23 protein-coding genes are annotated in these 19,935 nt (G+C 33.5%); all 23 read right to left on the reverse strand.

All coding sequences use genetic code 11. The features are described from left to right. Positions 1 to 66: 66 nt before the first annotated feature. The 23 genes from ACPLOV_RS04615 to ACPLOV_RS04725 all read right to left on the reverse strand — a co-directional run bounded on the left by ACPLOV_RS04615 (position 67) and on the right by ACPLOV_RS04725 (position 19,932). Positions 67 to 1,227, reverse strand: coding sequence for a D-alanyl-D-alanine carboxypeptidase family protein (locus ACPLOV_RS04615; RefSeq protein ID WP_424909005.1), 1,161 nt, complete (start codon positions 1,225 to 1,227; stop codon positions 67 to 69). 57 nt (positions 1,228 to 1,284) lie between these two features. Beyond that, on the reverse strand, positions 1,285 to 2,172 hold the full coding sequence (gene xerD, locus ACPLOV_RS04620; protein WP_424909004.1) for a site-specific tyrosine recombinase XerD: 888 nt from the start codon (positions 2,170 to 2,172) through the stop codon (positions 1,285 to 1,287). A gap of 15 nt (positions 2,173 to 2,187) precedes the next feature. After that, positions 2,188 to 2,817: a stage II sporulation protein M gene (spoIIM, locus tag ACPLOV_RS04625; RefSeq protein ID WP_424909003.1), complete on the reverse strand. Its 630-nt coding sequence runs from the start codon at positions 2,815 to 2,817 to the stop codon at positions 2,188 to 2,190. 66 nt (positions 2,818 to 2,883) lie between these two features. Further along, entirely contained in the window at positions 2,884 to 4,047 is a 1,164-nt protein-coding gene (locus tag ACPLOV_RS04630; RefSeq protein ID WP_424909002.1) for a TIGR00375 family protein, read from the reverse strand. Continuing rightward, positions 4,048 to 4,593: an NUDIX hydrolase gene (locus ACPLOV_RS04635; protein ID WP_424910725.1), complete on the reverse strand. Its 546-nt coding sequence runs from the start codon at positions 4,591 to 4,593 to the stop codon at positions 4,048 to 4,050. A 17-nt stretch (positions 4,594 to 4,610) separates the two neighbouring features. Then, positions 4,611 to 5,681: a DUF3866 family protein gene (locus tag ACPLOV_RS04640; RefSeq protein ID WP_424909065.1), complete on the reverse strand. Its 1,071-nt coding sequence runs from the start codon at positions 5,679 to 5,681 to the stop codon at positions 4,611 to 4,613. Further along, the gene (locus ACPLOV_RS04645) at positions 5,678 to 6,496 is read right to left on the reverse strand and encodes a glycosyltransferase (protein WP_424909064.1); all 819 of its coding nucleotides are present in this window, start codon (positions 6,494 to 6,496) and stop codon (positions 5,678 to 5,680) included. The genes ACPLOV_RS04640 and ACPLOV_RS04645 overlap by 4 nt, the downstream gene beginning before the upstream one ends. Positions 6,497 to 6,523: 27 nt before the next feature. Then, positions 6,524 to 7,141: a copper transporter gene (locus tag ACPLOV_RS04650; protein ID WP_424910726.1), complete on the reverse strand. Its 618-nt coding sequence runs from the start codon at positions 7,139 to 7,141 to the stop codon at positions 6,524 to 6,526. Positions 7,142 to 7,156: 15 nt separating this feature from the next. Further along, positions 7,157 to 8,284 (reverse strand): putative cytokinetic ring protein SteA, encoded by a 1,128-nt coding sequence (gene steA, locus ACPLOV_RS04655; protein WP_424910742.1) that lies wholly within the window; start codon positions 8,282 to 8,284, stop codon positions 7,157 to 7,159. A gap of 93 nt (positions 8,285 to 8,377) precedes the next feature. Further along, the gene (gene spo0A, locus ACPLOV_RS04660) at positions 8,378 to 9,190 is read right to left on the reverse strand and encodes a sporulation transcription factor Spo0A (RefSeq protein WP_424909062.1); all 813 of its coding nucleotides are present in this window, start codon (positions 9,188 to 9,190) and stop codon (positions 8,378 to 8,380) included. A 105-nt stretch (positions 9,191 to 9,295) separates the two neighbouring features. Next, a complete protein-coding gene (gene spoIVB / locus ACPLOV_RS04665) occupies positions 9,296 to 10,585 on the reverse strand; it encodes a SpoIVB peptidase (protein ID WP_424909061.1) in 1,290 nt (429 codons plus the stop codon). A 160-nt stretch (positions 10,586 to 10,745) separates the two neighbouring features. Continuing rightward, positions 10,746 to 12,473: a DNA repair protein RecN gene (gene recN, locus ACPLOV_RS04670; protein WP_424910727.1), complete on the reverse strand. Its 1,728-nt coding sequence runs from the start codon at positions 12,471 to 12,473 to the stop codon at positions 10,746 to 10,748. 24 nt (positions 12,474 to 12,497) lie between these two features. Next, entirely contained in the window at positions 12,498 to 12,941 is a 444-nt protein-coding gene (locus ACPLOV_RS04675) for an arginine repressor (protein ID WP_424910728.1), read from the reverse strand. Between the two features lie 18 nt (positions 12,942 to 12,959). Beyond that, positions 12,960 to 13,808, reverse strand: a complete 849-nt coding sequence (locus tag ACPLOV_RS04680; RefSeq protein ID WP_424909058.1) for an NAD(+)/NADH kinase — start codon at positions 13,806 to 13,808, stop codon at positions 12,960 to 12,962. A gap of 4 nt (positions 13,809 to 13,812) precedes the next feature. After that, entirely contained in the window at positions 13,813 to 14,610 is a 798-nt protein-coding gene (locus tag ACPLOV_RS04685) for a TlyA family RNA methyltransferase (protein ID WP_424909057.1), read from the reverse strand. 13 nt (positions 14,611 to 14,623) lie between these two features. After that, complete coding sequence (locus ACPLOV_RS04690) at positions 14,624 to 15,256, reverse strand: hypothetical protein (protein WP_424909056.1); 633 nt, start codon at positions 15,254 to 15,256, stop codon at positions 14,624 to 14,626. A 714-nt stretch (positions 15,257 to 15,970) separates the two neighbouring features. Further along, entirely contained in the window at positions 15,971 to 16,861 is an 891-nt protein-coding gene (locus tag ACPLOV_RS04695) for a polyprenyl synthetase family protein (RefSeq protein WP_424909055.1), read from the reverse strand. Continuing rightward, positions 16,849 to 17,085: an exodeoxyribonuclease VII small subunit gene (locus ACPLOV_RS04700; protein WP_424909054.1), complete on the reverse strand. Its 237-nt coding sequence runs from the start codon at positions 17,083 to 17,085 to the stop codon at positions 16,849 to 16,851. Before ACPLOV_RS04700 ends, ACPLOV_RS04695 begins: the two co-directional genes overlap by 13 nt. Continuing rightward, the gene (gene xseA, locus ACPLOV_RS04705; RefSeq protein ID WP_424909053.1) at positions 17,082 to 18,296 is read right to left on the reverse strand and encodes an exodeoxyribonuclease VII large subunit; all 1,215 of its coding nucleotides are present in this window, start codon (positions 18,294 to 18,296) and stop codon (positions 17,082 to 17,084) included. Before xseA ends, ACPLOV_RS04700 begins: the two co-directional genes overlap by 4 nt. 23 nt (positions 18,297 to 18,319) lie before the next feature. After that, on the reverse strand, positions 18,320 to 18,736 hold the full coding sequence (gene nusB / locus ACPLOV_RS04710; protein ID WP_424909052.1) for a transcription antitermination factor NusB: 417 nt from the start codon (positions 18,734 to 18,736) through the stop codon (positions 18,320 to 18,322). A 21-nt stretch (positions 18,737 to 18,757) separates the two neighbouring features. Further along, positions 18,758 to 18,973, reverse strand: coding sequence for a DUF2273 domain-containing protein (locus tag ACPLOV_RS04715; RefSeq protein ID WP_424909051.1), 216 nt, complete (start codon positions 18,971 to 18,973; stop codon positions 18,758 to 18,760). Between the two features lie 16 nt (positions 18,974 to 18,989). Next, complete coding sequence (gene amaP / locus ACPLOV_RS04720; protein WP_424910729.1) at positions 18,990 to 19,514, reverse strand: alkaline shock response membrane anchor protein AmaP; 525 nt, start codon at positions 19,512 to 19,514, stop codon at positions 18,990 to 18,992. A 49-nt stretch (positions 19,515 to 19,563) separates the two neighbouring features. Next, the gene (locus ACPLOV_RS04725; RefSeq protein WP_424909049.1) at positions 19,564 to 19,932 is read right to left on the reverse strand and encodes an Asp23/Gls24 family envelope stress response protein; all 369 of its coding nucleotides are present in this window, start codon (positions 19,930 to 19,932) and stop codon (positions 19,564 to 19,566) included. Between the last annotated feature and the right edge of the window lie 3 nt (positions 19,933 to 19,935).

The following is a 19,935-nucleotide window of genomic DNA, read 5'->3' on the forward strand; positions in this document are numbered from 1 at the left end:
ATCCTTCCTTATCTTTGTTTAAAAAATAATATGGTGCATCTTAATTGATGCACCATGGGAAAATCCTTAAAACAATCTATTAATAAGAGTTTTTAATATATCCAAATATCCTATTTTCCTTACATCTTGCTTTGCCAGCAAATCTACTTCTCCTATTTCCACATCGTTTTGATATATTTTCAAAGTTCCTACTTTTTGACCTTTTCTTACCGGAGCCACAATCTTTTCAGGTAAAATGATTTTAGTACTTATTTCGTTTTCTTTTCCCTTTTCTACAAGAAAACTCTTATCCTCTTTATAAATAATTTCAACTTCTTTTTCTATTCCTTTGTCTACTTTTAATCTTTTTACCGTCGCTCCTTTTTTGGCCACGGATACAGAATTATAAAATCCAAAACCATAGTCCAGCAATTTTTTGGTATCTTCAAAACGATCATTAGAAGAAGGAGCATTCATTACTACCGAAATCAACCTCATATCTCCTCTTTTAGCACTACCTACAAAACAAAATCCTGCCTTTTCGTGATACCCGGTTTTAATACCATCTAACCCATCGTATTTTCCAATTAGTTTGTTTGTATTGGCAAGCATAGTAGGTTCGCGTTTCTTATCAGTATGTTCAAGATAATCCACCAATTTAGTCGACCAATCAAAAAACTTCTGGTATTTTATCAGTTCCTTAGCTACTATTGCCATATCAAAGGCTGTGGTATAAAGATTGGGATCGGGTAAACCATGAGGATTGGTAAAATTAGTATTTTGAAGCCCTAATTCCTTCGCCTTATCATTCATCATCCTGACAAAACCTTCTACGCTACCGCCTATATGTTCAGCTACGGCTACCGATGCGTCATTTGCTGAAGAAATGACAATACATTTTAGTAAGGTTTCAAGGGTCTGGACTTCGCCGGGACCCAGGAAAACCTGACTACCTCCTGTTTTCCATGCTCGTTCGCTCACCCTTACCTCATCGTTAAAATTTGCCTTTCCTTTTTCCACCGACTCAAAAGCCACAAGTAAAGTCATTATTTTAACTAAACTTGCTGGTTCCAATTTCTGGTGGGCATTTTTTTCATATAAAACCTTCCCCGAGGACGCATCAATTAAAATTGCCGAAGGAGATTTTATATTTGGCGGGTTTTGAAACATTACTGCCTGGCAAGATGAGGAAAATATTAAAATACTTATAAGAATTACTGAAATAAGAGAAATTACTTTTTTTTTCAAAGACATTCCTCCTTTCAATCATAGATTATCCTTGAAGGAGGAATGTTATTCATAAAGCTAAGCCCTCGGGTGGGTTCTATCGTATACCTCTCTGATTTTTGATTTTGTTAAATGAGTATAAATTTGAGTTGTTGATATATCTGAATGTCCCAGCATTTCCTGAACAGAACGCAAATCTGCCCCGTTTTCTAAAAGATGAGTGGCAAAGGAGTGCCTTAATGTATGAGGTGTAATTTCTTTATTAATGTTAGCTCTTCTGGCATATTTTTTTATAATCTTCCAAAAACCCTGTCTTGTTAAACTTTTTCCCTGATGATTGAAAAATAGATAGTCACATTCTTTATTTTTTAATAATTTTTTTCTAATTTCATTTATATATAAATTAAGGAAGGATGTAGCGACGGAGCCGATGGGGATAATCCTTTCCTTTGACCCCTTTCCCATGCATTTTAGGTACCCCATTTCCAAATTTACATCTTCGACTTTTAAAGAAATCAGTTCCGAAACTCTTATTCCGGTAGCGTATAACAATTCCAGCATGGTTCTATCCCTTAGTCCCCAGAGGTCTTCTTTATCCGGTGAAGCTAAAAGCTTTTCCACTTCTTCCACAGTAAGCACTCTCGGTAATTTTTTTTCTAATTTTGGTGTATCTAAATTATATGTGGGATCTTCTTCTATAATTCTCTCTCTTAAAAGAAAATGGTAAAAAGTTTTTATAGCTGCCAGAGACCTGAGAATACTGCTGGAAGCTCTTTTTTTCCTTTGTAAAAATAAAAGATAAGAGATTATATTGGCTCTATTTACTTCGTTGAAGGTTTTCACTCCATTATTCTTTAAAAAATTTATAAATTGATTTAAATCATTTTTATAGGATAAAACTGTATTATTGGATAAACCTCTTTCTACCACCAAAAAATCCAGAAAACTATCTAATATTTCTTCCACCTTATATCACCTTGCTTATGAAATATAATTAGCAATAATTCTAATTAAAAAAGGAGATATATACCCTTCGATAAGGCTCGCAAAAAGCAAAAATAAAGAAAAGAATAGAAAAGAGAATAAATAACCTAATATAAGATTCCCATAACTTTCCCTGTAGTATTTTCTTTTAGATTTAAGAACTGTAAAATCAAAGTATAAAGTTGTTACTCCTATTGATAAGATTCCCGTAATTATTAAAATGTTTTGCGGAACAATAGCAAAAATAGAAAGTAAAACTCCTTTTGTTCCAAATTCGGAAATAAAATATCCCGTAGTAAAACCCAGCATAAAACCCCTTAAAAAAATAATTATAAAAACAATTGGGAATCCGAAAATTAAAAGTCCCGATAAAAAAATAATTAATAGGGTTTTTAAATTGTTGGATAATGATGAATAAAAGATATTAGTACTATCCAGATCCATATTGTTAATATTTATAAAAAACATATTCAGGTATTTGGTTAATTCTTCTTTTTGTAGCGCGGAAAGCAGGTTTACCGTTAAACTTCCCGATAATATACCTATTACAAGAATCAATAAAAGTATTATATAAAGGCCAATATTTTTTTTGATATATTCAATAATAACATCAATAAAGTAACGCAAAATTAATCTCCCCCCGTCCACTTATAAAATAATTATGCGGGGGAGTTGGATAATATAACTTTAAAATTAATCAATAATTAACTTCCCGTAAATTCCACCTCCACCTGATATTAAATCCAGTTTACCCTCCCTAACCTTACTAATTTTTTCGGCTATTTTTTTTCCAAAATTTTTTTCTATTTCTTTAATTTCAACAAGATGCATAACGTTAATTTCCGAATGGAATTTATCTAAAAGCAGTTTCTTAGTTTTTTTGCCTATTCCGGGAATTAACTCCAAAGGATAATTATAAAAATAAGGCGGTCTTACGGCAGGTTTATTATATTCTTTATCTTTTAGTAGATATACTCTATCTAGAACCCCTACCGTGACTTTATTATTTTTACAAACCGGGCAGTAAGTTACCGGAGGTTCAGATTCAGCAATAAAACCACAATTCTCGCACCTGGTTCTGTGGTATTTACCCAGCTTAGGATTCAATCCAAAATTTGCAGTAATTCTTATTTCTTTTTCATGAAAAATTGTTTCAAAATTTATATCGTTAACATCCTTAGCATAAAATTCATTAAACTCTCTACCAATTTTTTCTAATGAGTGAGCATCTGAATTGGATAAAAAAACCTTTTCCTCCAATTCCCTCAAATGATCGGCTAAAAAAGAATCCGCACTTAATCCCAGTTCAATAAATTTTATTCTGTCAAAGCAATTTTCGAAGGCAAAAAGTAATCGATTATAGCAAGCATAAAAGCTTTTATGAGGGGTAAAAACATGAGCTGGAATTAAAACGCCTCCCATGTCTTCAACAATTTTTAATAATTCTCGGGCATTTATGGAAGCTTTTTGAGAACTAAGATTAATATTTTTAATATATTTTTCCATTATTTTAGAAAAACCGATCATTTCAATAATTTTCGGAAAAAACACTAAGCTATGAGCAACACCGTTTTTTTCCAATGTCTCCAATTCACTACCTAAAAACAATATTACCGAGTTTTTATAAAGGTATCCACCTTTGTCTAATTCTACCAGTTCTCCTTTTTTTATAATATCTATTATTTCATCTAAAACTAAGGGGGATGCAGCATCTACTATACCTATAACATTTAAACCTTTTTCTAAATAAGCTGTTGTCAAAATTTTTTCTAATGTAAGATCTTTTGATGCGGTAATTTTTACGGGTTTATTTCGAGCTTTTCCGATATGTACATGTAAATCGGCAAATATTTTCATTTACAGTTTTCCCTCACTTAAGAATTTTTCTGCTATTAAAAGTCCTGCAAGAGTTTTACCGTCTTTAATTTCTCCTCTATACGCGCGAAGCACTGCTTCTGTTAAAGGAATTTTTTCAACACTTATCATTTCATCCTCGTCTAATGTCCCCTTAGCTTCAAAGAGGTCTTTTGCTAAGAAAAGATACATTCTTTCATCAGAAAAGCCCGGTGAAGTATAAAAATCTGCAAGAAAAATGAGTTTTTTTGATCTATATCCTGTCTCTTCCATTAATTCTCTTTGAGCACATTCTTCCACATCTTCATTTTTTTCAATCTTTCCTGCAGGAATTTCTAATAAGACTTTCTCTACAGCTTTTCTAAATTGTCTTACCATAATTACTTCATTTTTTTCATTTATTGGAACAATTGCCACTGCACCGGGATGTTCCACTATTTCTCTGGTAGATTCCTTTCCGTTCGGAAGTTTAACTCTTTCAATTTTGAGATTAATTATTTTTCCCTGATATACTTTTTTCGAATCAATTGTTTCTTCAAAGAATTCCATTAATTCTTCCTCCTCACTTAAATAATATTTTCTGCAGCAAAAGCACCTCCTGAAGCTGCAGTTAAAAAATAATAGGGTTCTTTTTCATAATTTTTCCCCATCGAATACAGAGGGAAATTACATTCGATCAAAAAATCTATAGCTCTCTTTCCTTTTCTAAAAACGATATCATGTTTATCTGTTAATTTATACTCTAAGAACTTTCTCATAACCAAATCTTTAATCACTGAATCTATTTCTTCTGAAAGAACAACAATAGCCTTAGTTAATGCTATTTCGGATAATGCCGTTAATGTATGGTGGCTTACCAGAAAATGCCTTGCTCTATTTTCGAAAATTGTAATTCTTGGGATAAAAATCGCTTTCCCTTTTAGTATATTAACAGCATTTACGGCTTCTCCAAGGATTATCCCCGTATTTCCGTATTTTGTCCCAGTACCTACTATGCCCGGTCCCGTTCCAACAATAGCTATATTGCATCCCGACGCTTTTGCAGCAAGTAAACCGGTATATAAATTCACAGCCTCTAAATCTCCACCGAAAGCATGCCCTACTGTAACTGTTAAATCCAAAAGGTTTAGCTTTTTTAATAAAAAAACCGTTTTGCTAAAAAAAATAGGTAATGCCCCTCCATCCGTCATTATAAAAGCAATTTTTGCATTTCTCTGATAACACTTAATGGCTGCACAAACTGGAGCTAAAGCGCTATGAAGAGGAATAATTACCACGGGCATTCCATCTAAAGAAGGCGTATTTTCAATAATTTTTCTAATATCTTCCTTTTCTTCGACGGAAAAGCATTTTATTTGAAAAGGAGTATATCTTAATTTCATTATATGTCCTTTTTTTTCAATATCAAGATGGGAATTTCTAAAATTGTGTATTATAAAATGATATCCTCCACTTCCAAGATTTAAAAATACCGCCGTAGTATTAAGAATTACTTCATCGCCAATTCTCACTTCCCCGCTTAACGGAACGTAATTAATAGCTTTATGTAAATTACCTTCGCTTTCCACCAGGACTTCTTCTATCCCCTCTCTCTTTTCAATTACATCTAAAACCCTGCCTTTTCTTAATCTAATCATGAAACCGGGCCTTTTTTCCAGATTTTTCTCCCCCCTATATTATCCAAAATTTTTGATATTGAAAATTTCTCTGCAAAGATATTTAAAAATAACAAAAAAAATAAAATAATTATTTTGTATTTACTTGAAAGTATCCATGAAAATAATATTCCTAAATGAAGACCTAATACGTTTGCACCCGTGTCCCCCATCATTACCTTTTCTTTTAAATCAAAGGACAAAAATACAATTACTGAAAATAATATAGGGAATATCGTCATTATTATGTTATAATTTTTCATAAAAAATAATTTCAAAAGACCAATTAAACAAAAAATTATATAAAATTTACATGCTCGACCGGGCCTTATATCCAATATATTTAAAGCATTAATAGAAAGACAGATAAAAAAAGTATCTATTATTAATTCCTTTAAATCATGACTATTTTTTGTATAAGAAATGAAAAAGGAAACGAAAAATCCGATAATAGCTTTAAGAAAACCTGTTGTTAAATTACCTCTTAAAAAACAAGAAAAATGCCCCTTGAATCCCTTTATATTTTTTTGCCCAAAGACATCATCGATAAGTCCAATTATTCCTATTGCGAGGATTCCAAAAAGATTAAGTAAAATAAATAATTTTTCTCTGGTAAAAGTGTATAAAATCATGCTCATAAGAAATTGAACAATAATAAAAACAATTCCTCCCGAAGTAGGAATATCTTCACCTTTATAGTTTTTTACTTTTTTTATATCCCATTTTAAAAATTGAGTAATCAAATAATAAGATAAAATATTAGAAAAAACTATATTAAGAGTAAGAATTGCCATCATATTTTTCCCTCTAAGGATTATATTAATTTATTTTGATAAAAAATGTATTAATCTTATTCTTTTTATTACATTATTAATTTCATCTACATAAAATATTTTTTCACGTGCATAATATTTCTTATCTTCAACAGTAGCCGGATAATCCTGAACAACTACGAAATTTTGATTATAACGCTTTAAAAATTTTATAATGCCGTTAAGATCATTATTATTTTCATCTTTATACTTCAGTAAAATAATAAAATCGCATTCTACCGGAAAAAATGTTTTTTCGTTAAGGTTTTTTATTTCTATACTGGCACCGGTCATTTTTAAAGAGTCTAATAAAATTTCAATATTATTTTTTTCTGAAGTTAATATTATAATTTTTTCTCCTAATAGCCTGTTTTTAAAAATATCATCAAAATGTTCTTCTAAAAAAACGCAGTCTTCTTTTTGTTTTTTTATTATTTCCTTTATTTCTGCATTTAGTTTTTTATTTACTTCTTTTAATTTATTCAATGTAGTTTCTAACTGTTCTATAGTATCTTGTTGTTGGTATGCAATAAGTTCACTCCCATTCACGGAAAAACCCGTTAATAAACCAATTGTAAAGGAAATAAAAATGGATACGGTCAATAGGCTTATTACTCTTATGTTGTACAATTCTACCACCTCGGATTAGAACATCATTAATGCCAGTTTTAACTTCAGAATTATTAATTTAAATACATGCGATAAAATGGGAGAATTTAAGAAAAGTATAAAAATAGGAATGATACCTGTTAATACCATGGGCAATATTAAGCTGAAATTTTCCTCCTTTCTTTTATAAAGTTTATTTACACCTTTTGCATCGATGAGGATATGTCCCATTTTCAATCTCACTAAAAATGTGCTTGCCATGCCTTTCCTGCCTTTTTCCAAGAAATCCAGCATACTTGTATGTGTGCCAACTGCTACAATTAAATCTGCTCCCTTCTCGAAAGCCAGTAAAAATGCGGCATCCTCGCTGGTTCCCGTTACCGAAAAAATAGAATATTTAACACCCAAATTTTTTATCCTTTCCAATCCCGGTGCTTTTCCATCCGGATAAGCATGAACAATTATTTCTGCCCCGCATAGCAACCCGTCATCGGAAATACTGTCCATATCTCCTATAATAATATCGGGAGTATAACCGAATTCTATAATTGCATCAGCCCCTCCATCAACTCCAATCAATACAGGCTTCATTTCCTCTATGTAACTTCTCAGCATTGATAAATCCTCTTTATACTCGTGTCCTCGGATTACTATTAAAACATGCTTCCCTTTAATATCCACATTAACATCCGGAACGGAATAATTGGAATTTATTATGTCCCGGTTTTTTTCAATATAATTTATGGTATTTTCGACAAAATCTAAAAGATACTTATCGATATTTTGTTTTGCTAAATTTCTGCATTTATTCAAACTATCTAAATCCCAGAATCTGCCTTTTGCAAAAAATTTCCCATTTACAAATATATCCCCGTTGTCTTTAACTTTTATTATGTCCCCTTCTTTAATTTCTCCTTGATAGGGTGATCTGATGTCAATAAGAGGTATTTTAGCTTTTATTAATGTTTCCGGACCCTTATTGTAATATTTTCCGCTACAGGAAGTTTCAAAATTTATAACCGCTTTAACCTTTTTTTCTAAAAGAAAACTTGCTGCTATTTCATCTATATCTTTATGAAAAATTACAGCGATTTCACCGGGTCTTATTTTGTTTACCAAATTTTTTGTTTTTTTACCAACACAAGCTCTTCCGCAAATCATTATAAACACCCTGGTAAAATTTTTTCACATTTAGTATTCCAAAACTTTTTCTTAAAATACAAAAAGCGCGTTTTTGCCGCGCTTTCTGTAAAAATATTATACCGCAATATTATCCAATCTCTCCATACGAATTTTATCGGCTATCATTGCTATAAACTCCGAATTAGTTGGTTTGCCTTTATCCTTAGGAATAGTATATCCAAAAAGATTGTTAATAGTTTCTATGCAACCTCTGTTCCATGCCACCTCAATAGCATGTCTTATAGCTCTTTCCACCCTGCTGGGGGTAGTATTATATTTTTTGGCAATCGTTGGATAAAGTATTTTCGTTACCGCTCCTAAGAGCTCAATATTGTTCACCACCATTGCAATAGCATCTCTTAAATAAAAATATCCTTTTATATGAGCCGGGATCCCTATTTCATGTATTATATTTGTTATTTCCATTTCTAAATTTACCGAGGAATCTTTTTCGTCATTTTTATCTATATCTCCATCCCGATAAATAGAAGGGGGGATAAATCTATTTCCCTCCAATACCACTTCCCTTATCCTTTCTGCCAGAACGCTAAAATCAAAGGGCTTAACAATGTAATAATCGGCTCCAATTGTCAAGGCTTTTTGTGTAAATCTATCTTGTCCCACCGCTGAAAGTACAATTACTTTTGGCTTTATACTCTGGTTGATTAGCCTTTCTACTACTGCAATACCGTCCAAATTTGGCATAATAATATCTAAAATTAAAACATCCGGATTTAATTCCCTCACTTTTTCGATTGTGGAATATCCGTCATAGGCTACACCAACCACTTCAATGTCTTTTTCCTCTTTTAAAAATGTCTGCAAAAGTTCGCAAAATTCTTTGTTATCATCTGCGATTAGAACCCTGATTTTATTATTTCCCCCCAAATTAAACCCTCCCCCGATAATGATTGATGAAATTTTAATACAATATTTTATATTCGACAAATATTGGAAAATACCTGCTAAATTTACAAAAATATCTAATATTTTTTATGGAATATTTTCATTAATTTTGACAATTTCTTTTAACATCCATTCTGCAAAGACACCATACCCTTTAGTAGGGTCATTAACGAATACGTGAGTAATCGCACCCACCAAGAAGCCATCCTGAATAATTGGACTACCGCTCATGCCCTGAACTATACCACCAGTTCTACTTAAAAGCCTTGGATCTGTAATTTTTATTACCATACTTTTCGGAGAAGGAGCCTCCTGTCTATAGACCCTTAATATTTCCACTTCATATCGTTCTATCCTTTCACCTTCAACTACCGTAAGAATTTCTGCTTTGCCCGGATGTACATAGCTGCTTGGTGCCACAGGTATTTGTCCGTAATAGGGATTTTCCAGTGGCTCATATATCTGTCCGAAAATGCCAAAATTATTATTCTCCAGAATATTCCCTATAACTTCCTCTTCCTTGACAAAAACTCCACGTTTTTCACCGGGTATATTTTTCTTTGCAGGGAGTATAGAGGTAATTTTTGCTCGTATTATCTCACCGTTACCAATTTCAATTATTTTACCCGTATCCGAATCAGATATTATATGCCCTAAGGCGGCGTAAATCCTTGTTGCAGGATGATAAAAAGTAAGTGTACCTACCCCCGCCGTAATGTCCCTTACCCAAAGGCCTAATTGATATATCCCGGCTCGATTTTTCATTGCTTTTACATTTACATCAAAAATGGCTCCATTTCTTTTTATGGTTAAGGTTATAATCTTATCATCATCATTATTAATAATTGTAGATAGATCCTCTGCTGTGTAAACATAAATTCCATTTGCTTTTAATATTGTATCTCCCATTTCAATTCCCGCTTCTTTTGCAGGGATATAAGTTTTGCCCTTTTCATCAGAAATTGGTCCGGTCCCCACTACAATAACTCCATTAGGCTTTAATTTTACACCTATGGAATGGCCTCCGGGAACTACTTCGATCTGGGGAATTACTTCAACCCTGGTTTTTTTTACGGGAATTACCCCGAATAGCCTCCATTCCAAATTATAGCTTCCGAGTTTTGCTGATTGTATTGTTACCGGGTTTCTTAAATTTATTTTTACAAAATCCTGTACTTTTTCTCCATTTATCAGTAAATTATTACCATTTTCACACAATATTTCAAAAGTAAAAGGAACCTTAATACTGATTTTTTGTTCCTTTCCTTCAATCAAGCTTAACCTTTCCGGCAGGGAAATAGTATTTGTTAAAAAATAGAATAATATTATTAAAACCGATAGGGTTAATCCTATTATTTGCCGCTTTTTCCATTTCATATTTTCACTCCTTTAAAAAAGGTTAACCTGATTTTTAAGATTTCCTTTAACAGTTTTTTTATACAGACAATTTTTAAATGATTTGCTAAAAATAAAAACGCCTTTAAGGAAGTTAATCCCTAAAGGCGTTTATAAATAATGAATTTTTTATTTTATGAAATTATTTTGACTCTTTAAATCTTTGTGCCATAGTCAGCATTTCTCTTGCATATTGTATTGTATTAGAAGTAATTTCCGTGCCGCCTAACATTCTTGCGACTTCTTCTACCCTTTTTTCAAAAGTTAATTCTTCCACAACGGTTATTGTTTTATTATCTTTCACTATTTTTTTGATTTGAAAGTGCGCATCACCAAGACAAGCAATTTGCGGAGAATGAGTAACACATAATACCTGGCGGTTTTTCGCTACTTTGTATAACTTTTCCCCTACAGTCTGAGCAGTTCTCCCTCCAATTCCGGTATCAATTTCATCAAAAATTAAACAAGGAATTTTATCTACATCCGCTATAATATTTTTTATTGCAAGCATTATCCGCGAAGATTCCCCGCCTGATGCAATTTTATTTAAAGGTTTTAATGGCTCTCCTGTGTTGGTAGAGATTAAAAATTCCACAAAATCAAATCCATCTTCTCCATATGCTATTTTCTGCCCTTGAAAGTTAATTCCCTCCATATCATCTTTAAATTTAAAATCTACCGAAAATTGAACTCCTTTCATCGCTAATTCCTCAAGTTCTTTCAATATCTTTTTTTCTAATTTTTCAGCTATTTCTTTTCTCAAATTATGTAATTTAATGGCATTATACATGTAGCTTTCCATCAAACTCCGGTATTCACCATTTTTAATTTCGATTTTTTCATCCAGGTTTAAAATGTCTTCAAGTTTTTTATTTATTTCATCTTTATACTTTATCAATTCATTCAAAGACATACCGTATTTCTTTTTCAGTCTTTCGAGAAAGGATAATCTATCAAAAACCCTGTCCAATCTTTCTGGATTAAAATCAACCCTATTTATAAATTTCCGCAAATCATTGGCAGCTTCTTGAAGGGAATAATAGGACTCTTTAATTGTGTTCAAAGTGCGATCTATATCTTTAAAATAAATAGATATCCCTTCAAGGGCATCAATGATTTTGTCCAGGAGCTCCAGTACAGGAAGGGAATCGTTTCCTTCGTACAGTAAGCTTTCAGCCAAAATAAGGGATTTCATTATTTTCTCAGAATTTACAAGAATTTCTCTTTCTTCTTCTAAAATTTTATCCTCTTCAGGAGAAAGAAATGCATTTTCCAGTTCCTCTTTTTCAAAGGATAATCTATCTCTTAATTTTTCCGCTTCACTTTTTTCTTTTAAAAGTGTTTTAATTTCTCTATTTATTTCTTTCATTTTCTCAAAAATAATTTTTAATTCTTTTTTTAGGGTTTCAACCTTTTTTTCCCCTAATTCATCCAGTATTTTCAAATGGTACTCACTGTCAAAAAGAAGTTGATAGGTTTGATGCTGGGCAAAGATATCAACCATATATCTTCCTATATTTTTCAAAGCAGAGAGAGGTACCAATTTGCCGTTTATTCTGCAAAAATTTTTCCCTTGAAGGGTTATTTCTCTTGTGATAATTAAAGTTTCCTCTTCATCAATACCGTATTCCCTGATTATATTTTTTGCTTCTTCACTTTTTACATCAAAAACAGCTTCAATATAAGCATTTTCAGCTCCGGTTCTTATTAATTCCGTGCTGGCTCTATCTCCTAAAATCAATCCTATGGAATCTATTAAGATAGATTTTCCAGCACCCGTTTCACCGGTTAAAACATTTAACCCCGGCTTAAAATCGATGGATATATCTTCTATCAGAGCCAAATTTTTAACATTTAACTTAAGGAGCATTTATTAACCCCCTTTTAGCTATGGCTATTTTATAATGTTTTTAATTCTCTCCACCACATCCTTTACCTTTTCTTTAGACCTTACAACCGCCAGTATTGTATCATCACCCGCTATAGTCCCAAGTATTTCTTCAAATTTAATATTATCTATTGCAAAAGCGGCAGCCTGAGCCGCACCGGATAACGTTTTTATTACAATTAGATTTTCTGCATAATCTATGGATAATATGGAATCTTTAAACATCCTTAAATGTTTTTCCGAAGGAGTAATAATGCTCTCCGGTTCGTCATAACAGTATTTACCATTTTTCAGTACTTTTATCAGTCTTAATTCCTTAATATCCCTCGATACCGTAGCCTGAGTAACGCTGAAACCACTTTTCTTTAATTCTTCCGCCAGCTCTTCCTGGGTTTCTATAGGCTTTTCTTTGATTATTTCCCTAATTTTCATCTGCCTTTTTGATTTCACAATATCCAGTAACCTCCTTTAATAACTTTTCCCGTTGGGTTCTTTTAGTTTCATTCTTAGAAGATCAAAGAAACTTCTGTTTTTAATTCTAATCAAATTTGTATAATATTCAGATTTTTTTATTATTACTTCATCAAAAGGCATTAATTTAAAACCCTCTTGCCCATCTATTGTCAGCATAATTTCCTGGTGTTCTGCAAAAACCTGCACTTTTATTATATCATCTTTTGATACAACAATCGAACGATTTTGAAGAGTATGAGGACATATTGGAGTTAAAATTAAAAGCTCCATATTTGGACTGACTATAGGGCCACCAGCCGATAAAGAATAAGCCGTAGACCCCGTAGGTGTAGATATAATAAGCCCATCCGCAGGATATGTATCTATATAGGAATTATTGGATGTAGCTTTTATCCGTATTAACCGTGCAAAAGGCCCCTTTGTAATAACCACATCATTTAGAGCAAGGAAGCTACTTAGTACTTTATCCCCTCTTTTTACAAAAGCTTCAATCATCATACGTTTATCCAAAAAAAATTTTCCAGTTTTAAAGAACTCCAGATCCCTGAAAAGGTCCTTTAGTTCTATTTCTGTTAAAAAACCAACATGTCCTACGTTAATTCCTAAAATGGGTATATTTAATGGTGCAAGTTTTCTTGCAACGCTAAGTAATGTACCGTCTCCGCCCAAGCATATGGCAAATTCCACCGAATTCATTAAATCCAATTCTATATCCTTTAATTCTTCTACTGCAAACCTATTTTTTACCTTAAAATCCTTTTTCTCCAACCAATCGATTAAACTCTCAGAAATTTCTACCGCTTTTGGCTTAGAGGTATTGATGAAAAGGCTTAAATGCTTCATATGCTCACCTCTTAAAACTGTTATGGGCTTCCTTTACAACGTTTTCAATATCTATTAATCCGGATAATTTATAGGTTTTATACCATGCCAAAAACTCTATATTTCCTTCCGGTCCCTGAATCGGTGAGAAAGTAAGTCCATGGCAGTAAAAACCTATTTTTTCACCTTCTAAAAGTACATTCCTTATGGCTTTTTCATGTAACCTCATATCCCTTACGACACCGTGTTTCCCCACTTCATTCTTGCCTACTTCGAATTGCGGTTTAATTAATGTTATCAGATCCCCTTCTTCTTTAAGAAGTTTTTTAAAAGGTTCAAAGACAAGCTTTAATGAAATGAAAGATAAATCGGCTGTAATTATATCTACCAGTTCGCCTATATCCTCAAAGGTTAAGTAACGAACATTTTTCCTTTCAATATTTACAACCCTATCATCATTTCGCAATGTATAGTCTAACTGTCCGTAACCCACGTCAACCGCATATACTTTTTTAGCACCTTCTTTTAATAGACAATCGGTAAAGCCACCCGTTGAAGCTCCTGCATCGATTGCAATTTTCCCTTCTACCTTAATATTAAAATAATCCAGGGCTTTTTTTAATTTTAGCCCTCCTCTGCTGACATATGGAATGGACCTTTCTTTTATAAAAATTTCCGCATCTTCCTTTACAAAAGTACCGGCTTTATCCACCTTTTTACCGTTAACAAAAACATTTCCGGCCATTATTTCCGCTTTTGCCCTCTCTCTGCTATCGAAAAAACCTTTTTTCAAAAGCAATAAATCCAACCTTTCCTTGGGCACGGCATTCTCTCCTTTAACCCTTTTTTCTTGTACTACTTTTTGTTTTAGGAATTATATCTATCCCAAATTTTTCGTTCAACAGGCAGGCAATATATGCAACTTTATAAACTATTTCCTTTGAATTATTTATGGCAAAGGTCTTCCCAAGCGCTTTACCTCCTACTGTAACCGTAGAGATAATACCCGAAATAATAATACTGGTTAAAGTTTCTTTTACCCCGCCTTTTGAAATAAAAATTTTTAAAACTATTGCTGCTCCAGCCGAACCACTTATTATACCACATATATCTCCAATTACATCATTGCAAAAATTCGAAACCACATCGGCGTTTCTAATTAGTCTAACGCCTTCCCTTCCGCCTTTTACTTTATCCGCAGCCATTGCGTGGAAAGGAGCTTCATCGGCGGATGTCACCGCAGTACCTATTATATCAAATAATATACCTATAAATATTATTCCTACTAATATAATAAATGAAATTATTAGATTAACCCTTGACATCAATATTTCAGAGCCAAGGCTAAAAAAAACGGATAAACCAAAAGCGAGAATTATTACTTTTACTATCCAGCTTGCCTTTGGTTTTCCGTTATCATTTTTCAATATCTTCGATTTACTTTTTTTAAATAGTTTTTCTTTTTTCAAACAAATGCACCTCATAGTAATCCGTGGGGGCAGGAGGCAACGAAACGGGTAAATATTGCGGCTTAGGTCCAGTAGGTTTTCCCAAGAAGGCACCCGTCGTCGCCGCCCGGGCGGTTCCCCTTTAAGCCTTCTTCTGCTTTGTTGCCAGAAGCAGGACTGGATTGCCACTTAGTCCGCACTGTAATCCCCGCTCCGCTTCCCTCGTTTGGGAACAGTCTAGGAGTTTTCCTCACCGAAATCACGCTTCTCCTAGCCTCTTTTGCAGCATGGGTTTCAAAGTAAAAATACTTTTTCCACCCATACCACTCAAGGCAGGCTACACTGCACCCAACACTTAAGTATCGGATGCAGGTTAACCCCCCAAGCCGTAGCCTTTTCCTGACGATTAGACCACAAACTTGGGTCTCCACGGAAATAGGGTCGCAATCCCGCATGCCGTTGCAGGCCGCCCCATTTCCTTACTCCCTGCACCAGCCCCCGACTGGGCGTCGAAAGCCAGCACAAAGAACTTCATCGATGTGCCCTTGACGGATTTTTAGCCCCGTCTTCAGAGAAGCAGATTTCGACTAGAATACTGCGCCACCTGCCCTTGATGCGAATTCAATTATAGCATAAACATTATACAGGTTACAAACGCGAAAATAGTCAAATTTAAACCTTTTTGAGCTACCAATCCCTTAATGATAAGTAATTTTCACTGAATAGTCGTTATGCTCAATGAGTCCTATTTATGAGAAAGTCAACCAACTTGATTAAAAACTCGTTGTTCTCCAAATCAAGCAAAAGGTTTTTTGCTTCCTGCGCCAAACCTCCTAAAATGTCTTTCGATTGCTTTAATCCATATACATTGATAAAGGTGTTTTTCTTATTCTTAATATCGCTTCCCACGGGCTTACCAATGGCTTTTTCATCGCCTTCCACATCCAATATATCATCCGTAATTTGAAATATTAATCCTATTTTTTCGCCGAAATGTTCCATTCTTTCAAGTTCCCTTTCATCGGCACCTGCAAGCCTTGCACCTGCCCAAAGACTAACTTTTATTAACTCCGCCGTCTTTTTATCATCCATAAAATAAAGTAGTTTTTCATCGATGACCTTTCCTTCATTTAAAATATCAACTACCTGCCCCGAGACCATTCCTAATGGCCCACTTGCTTTGGAAATTCTTTCAATTACATCAAGAACCGCATTTGCATCAATACCTTTAATTTCTCTATTCTTTGAAATTACTAAAAAAGCATGGGTAAGTAAAGCATCTCCCGCTAACAATGCGATAGCCTCGCCGAAAATTTTATGACAGGTAGGTTTACCTCTTCTTAAATCATCATCATCCATACAGGGTAAATCGTCATGTATTAACGAGTAGGTATGTATCATTTCTATACCGCAAGCCGTAGGAAGTACCATTTCCTTTGAAAGCCCAAAAATCTCCGCCGCTTTCATTACGAGGATGGGTCTTATTCTTTTTCCGCCTGCAAAAATGCTGTATCTCATTGCTTTAAAAATTTCCGAAGGATATAAATTTTCATCGGGAAGGTATTCATTCAAAGCTTTATCCACCAGTATTTTACATGCCTGCATTTCTCTAATTAGCTCTTCCAACTTTCTGCACTTCCTTCTTCAAAGTCTGTCAATTTTATCTCCCCATTAATTTCCTTTGTTAAAATCTGTATCTTTCCCTCAGCTTCATCCAGTATTTTCATACATATTTTTGTAAGCCTTATCCCTTCTTCAAATAGGGTCAGTGATTCTTCTAAGGAAAGTGAACCTTCTTCTAACCTCTCGACTATTTTAGAAAGTTTGTCTATAGCTTCTTCGTATTTCATTCTATCACCCTTTTTTCTTTAGAAATTACCGTACATTTTATAAAACCATCCCACAGCATTACCTTTACATTTTGATCAATGAAAACATATTCGATAGATTTTATAATCTTATCGTTTTCATCCTGGCAAATGCTATATCCTCTACTTAGAACTGCAAGAGGATTTAAAGCATTTAACTTTTCAACAAGATAATTAAAAGCTATCTTCCTTTCATCGAGCATATTTTCTACACAATTTATCAAATTCTTTAAGACCTCATCTAAGTCCTGCCTTTTAGTATTCAAAATCACATTAAATTTTTTTTCCGTGCAGTGTCTTTTTAAATATTCCACTTCCTGTCTTTTAGTGCTTATTATGGCTTCTAAACGTTTAAACAATCTCTTTTTCATTATTTCCAAATTGCTCTTTAATTTATCCTTTTCGGGTATTACCATTTCTCCAGCTGCGGAAGGAGTTGGTGCTCTCATATCTGCAACAAAATCCGCAATGGTGAAATCCGTTTGATGACCTACCGCAGAAATAACAGGAATTTTCGAACCGGCTATTGCTCTCGCTACTTTTTCTTCATTAAAAGCCCATAATTCTTCTATTGATCCCCCGCCTCGACCAACTATTATTACATCTACATTTCCATAAATATTTAATAATTCTATTCCTTCAGATATTTCATCTTTTGCTTGCTCACCCTGAACCGAAACCGGTGCTATAGTAATGTTTACATTGGGAAATCTTCTTTTTATTACCGTCAAAAGGTCCCTTAGTGCTGCACCGTCAATAGATGTAACTATACCTATATTTTTTGGTAAGAATGGTAGACTTTTTTTCCTTGAATCATCAAATAGTCCTTCTTCCTGTAATTTTTCTTTCAATTTTTGAAACTGAAGAAATAATTCCCCTATCCCATCCTTTTCCAGTTTTTCCACATAAAGTTGATATTCACCGTTTTTTTCATAAACCGTTATATAACCCGTTGCAATAACTTTCAAACCGTTTTGAGGGAAAAAATCGAGGTTCATATTGCGACTTTTAAACATTACGCAGCGAATTTGAGCCTCTTCATCTTTCAGGGAAAAATAAAAATGCCCGGAATTATGGCACTTAAAATTGGAAATCTCCCCTCGTATAGAAATTCCTGTCAAGATTTCATCATTATCAAATAAATATTTAATATATCGTGTAACCTCACCTACCGAAAAAATTTCACCCTCCATAGAAACCCCCGGATTATAAAAAATTAAATATTTTCCTTTATTTTATCCAGATCTCTAACAATTGCACCAAGCACTCCATTAATAAACTTGGGAGATTTTAAATCCCCGTAAACCTTAGCCAATTCCACAGCTTCATTTATTGAAACACCTTCCGGTATTTCTTCTAAAAATAATATTTCATATATCGCCAACCTGAGCAGAGTTTTATCCGTAAGTAAAAGTCTTTCTAATTTCCAGTCAATGGTATACTTTTGAATAATGCCATCAATTAAATCTAAATTTTTTATAACTCCTTCAAAAACTCTTAAAATATATTCTTTATCCTTTTCTTCAATAGGCTTCTCCCAGGCTATGGAAAGAGATTCTTCAGGAGTATTTTCTCCGGATTCGTAAGCAAAAAGCATTTTGAAGATTATTTCCCGTGCGGATCTTCTGGTCAAAAAAATCCTGCCTCCTTTAATCTATTTATACGGTGGTAAAAATTTATTTATAAATTCTCTTATCGGAATGTTTTTATCAATGGCTTTACCTATAAAATATCCGACTGCACAACAAAATATTAAAAAAAGAGCTTTAAAAAAACCGAAGATTAAAATTAAAAGCCCCACGATGAATCCCAAAATCACTCCTGTTATTTTTCCTTTATGATATTCCCACAATTCATAAAAAAAATTCATTCTTTCACCCCTCGTGTTATGCTTTTTTAGCTGCTTTAAATACGTCCTTTATTACCACATTTACATTATTTACTTCCACTCCTGCTGCCGACTGCAGGGCTTCCTTAACAGTTTTTTGAATATCTGCGGACAGTTCGGGAATATTTGCCTCGGGAGTAACAGATAAATAAAGTTTTATGCCTACGCCGTTTTCTTTTTTGTTTATATGAATTTTTGTCTCTTTTACAGCATCGTATTTTTTCATTAAAATAGCTACCATGTCTTCAATAGCTTTAAAAGAAATGCTTACACCACCAATTTCAGACTTATTGATTTGCGCCAATTCAACCCTTTTTATTTTTAAGGAGAGATACAAAGTGTAAAGACTCAATAAAAATACTAAACCAAAGATTATGGCAAATTCTAAATTCCCGACCATTCCTGCAAAACTTGTCCATAAATTCAGCAAAGGAAAAGGAAGATCCAAAAAATACATAATTGCAGAAAATGAAATAATAACAATGATAAAAGAATAAAATCCCAGGAAAATTTTTTCTATCATTCTAATATAATCCCCTTTCAATGGAAATCAGCCCCTGAAGGGGCTTTAATTATTTGGTCTGCTCTTTTGGTGTCTGTTCAAAATTAATACCCTGAATATGTATATTTACCTCCGAAACGTTTAATCCCGTCATGTTTTCGACTGCTTTCTTGACATTTTCCTGAACCTTCCACGCAACCTCAGGAATCCTTACACCATAATTTACAATAAGGTAGACATCTATAACCGCATCTTTTTCATTAATTTGCACCTTGACTCCCTTTGAAAGATTTTTCCTTCCCAGAATTTCAGAAATACCTCCAGCTATTCCTCCGCTCATTCCGGCTACTCCTGAAACCTCGGAAGCTGCCAATCCGGCTATAACACTAACTACCTCGTCAGCTATCTTTACAGAGCCCTTTTCGTTGTCTATAACCATATT

Origin of the sequence: Thermovenabulum sp. (assembly GCF_049723235.1) — a bacterium.
Classification (GTDB): domain Bacteria; phylum Bacillota; class Thermosediminibacteria; order Thermosediminibacterales; family Thermosediminibacteraceae; genus Thermovenabulum.

Bases quoted from the DNA above. Each gene is read 5' to 3' on its own strand.
- ACPLOV_RS04635 (WP_424910725.1), bottom strand. From the start codon at position 4,593: ATGGAATTCTTTGAAGAAACAATTGATTCGAAAAAAGTATATCAGGGA.
- spoIVB (WP_424909061.1), bottom strand. From the start codon at position 10,585: ATGAAATGGAAAAAGCGGCAAATAATAGGATTAACCCTATCGGTTTTA.
- recN (WP_424910727.1), bottom strand. From the start codon at position 12,473: ATGCTCCTTAAGTTAAATGTTAAAAATTTGGCTCTGATAGAAGATATA.
- amaP (WP_424910729.1), bottom strand. From the start codon at position 19,514: ATGATAGAAAAAATTTTCCTGGGATTTTATTCTTTTATCATTGTTATT.
- ACPLOV_RS04645 (WP_424909064.1), bottom strand. From the start codon at position 6,496: ATGATGGCAATTCTTACTCTTAATATAGTTTTTTCTAATATTTTATCT.
- ACPLOV_RS04630 (WP_424909002.1), bottom strand. From the start codon at position 4,047: ATGAAAATATTTGCCGATTTACATGTACATATCGGAAAAGCTCGAAAT.
- ACPLOV_RS04640 (WP_424909065.1), bottom strand. From the start codon at position 5,681: ATGATTAGATTAAGAAAAGGCAGGGTTTTAGATGTAATTGAAAAGAGA.
- ACPLOV_RS04725 (WP_424909049.1), bottom strand. From the start codon at position 19,932: ATGGTTATAGACAACGAAAAGGGCTCTGTAAAGATAGCTGACGAGGTA.
- ACPLOV_RS04680 (WP_424909058.1), bottom strand. From the start codon at position 13,808: ATGAAGCATTTAAGCCTTTTCATCAATACCTCTAAGCCAAAAGCGGTA.
- ACPLOV_RS04715 (WP_424909051.1), bottom strand. From the start codon at position 18,973: ATGAATTTTTTTTATGAATTGTGGGAATATCATAAAGGAAAAATAACA.
- ACPLOV_RS04700 (WP_424909054.1), bottom strand. From the start codon at position 17,085: ATGAAATACGAAGAAGCTATAGACAAACTTTCTAAAATAGTCGAGAGG.
- xseA (WP_424909053.1), bottom strand. From the start codon at position 18,296: ATGGAGGGTGAAATTTTTTCGGTAGGTGAGGTTACACGATATATTAAA.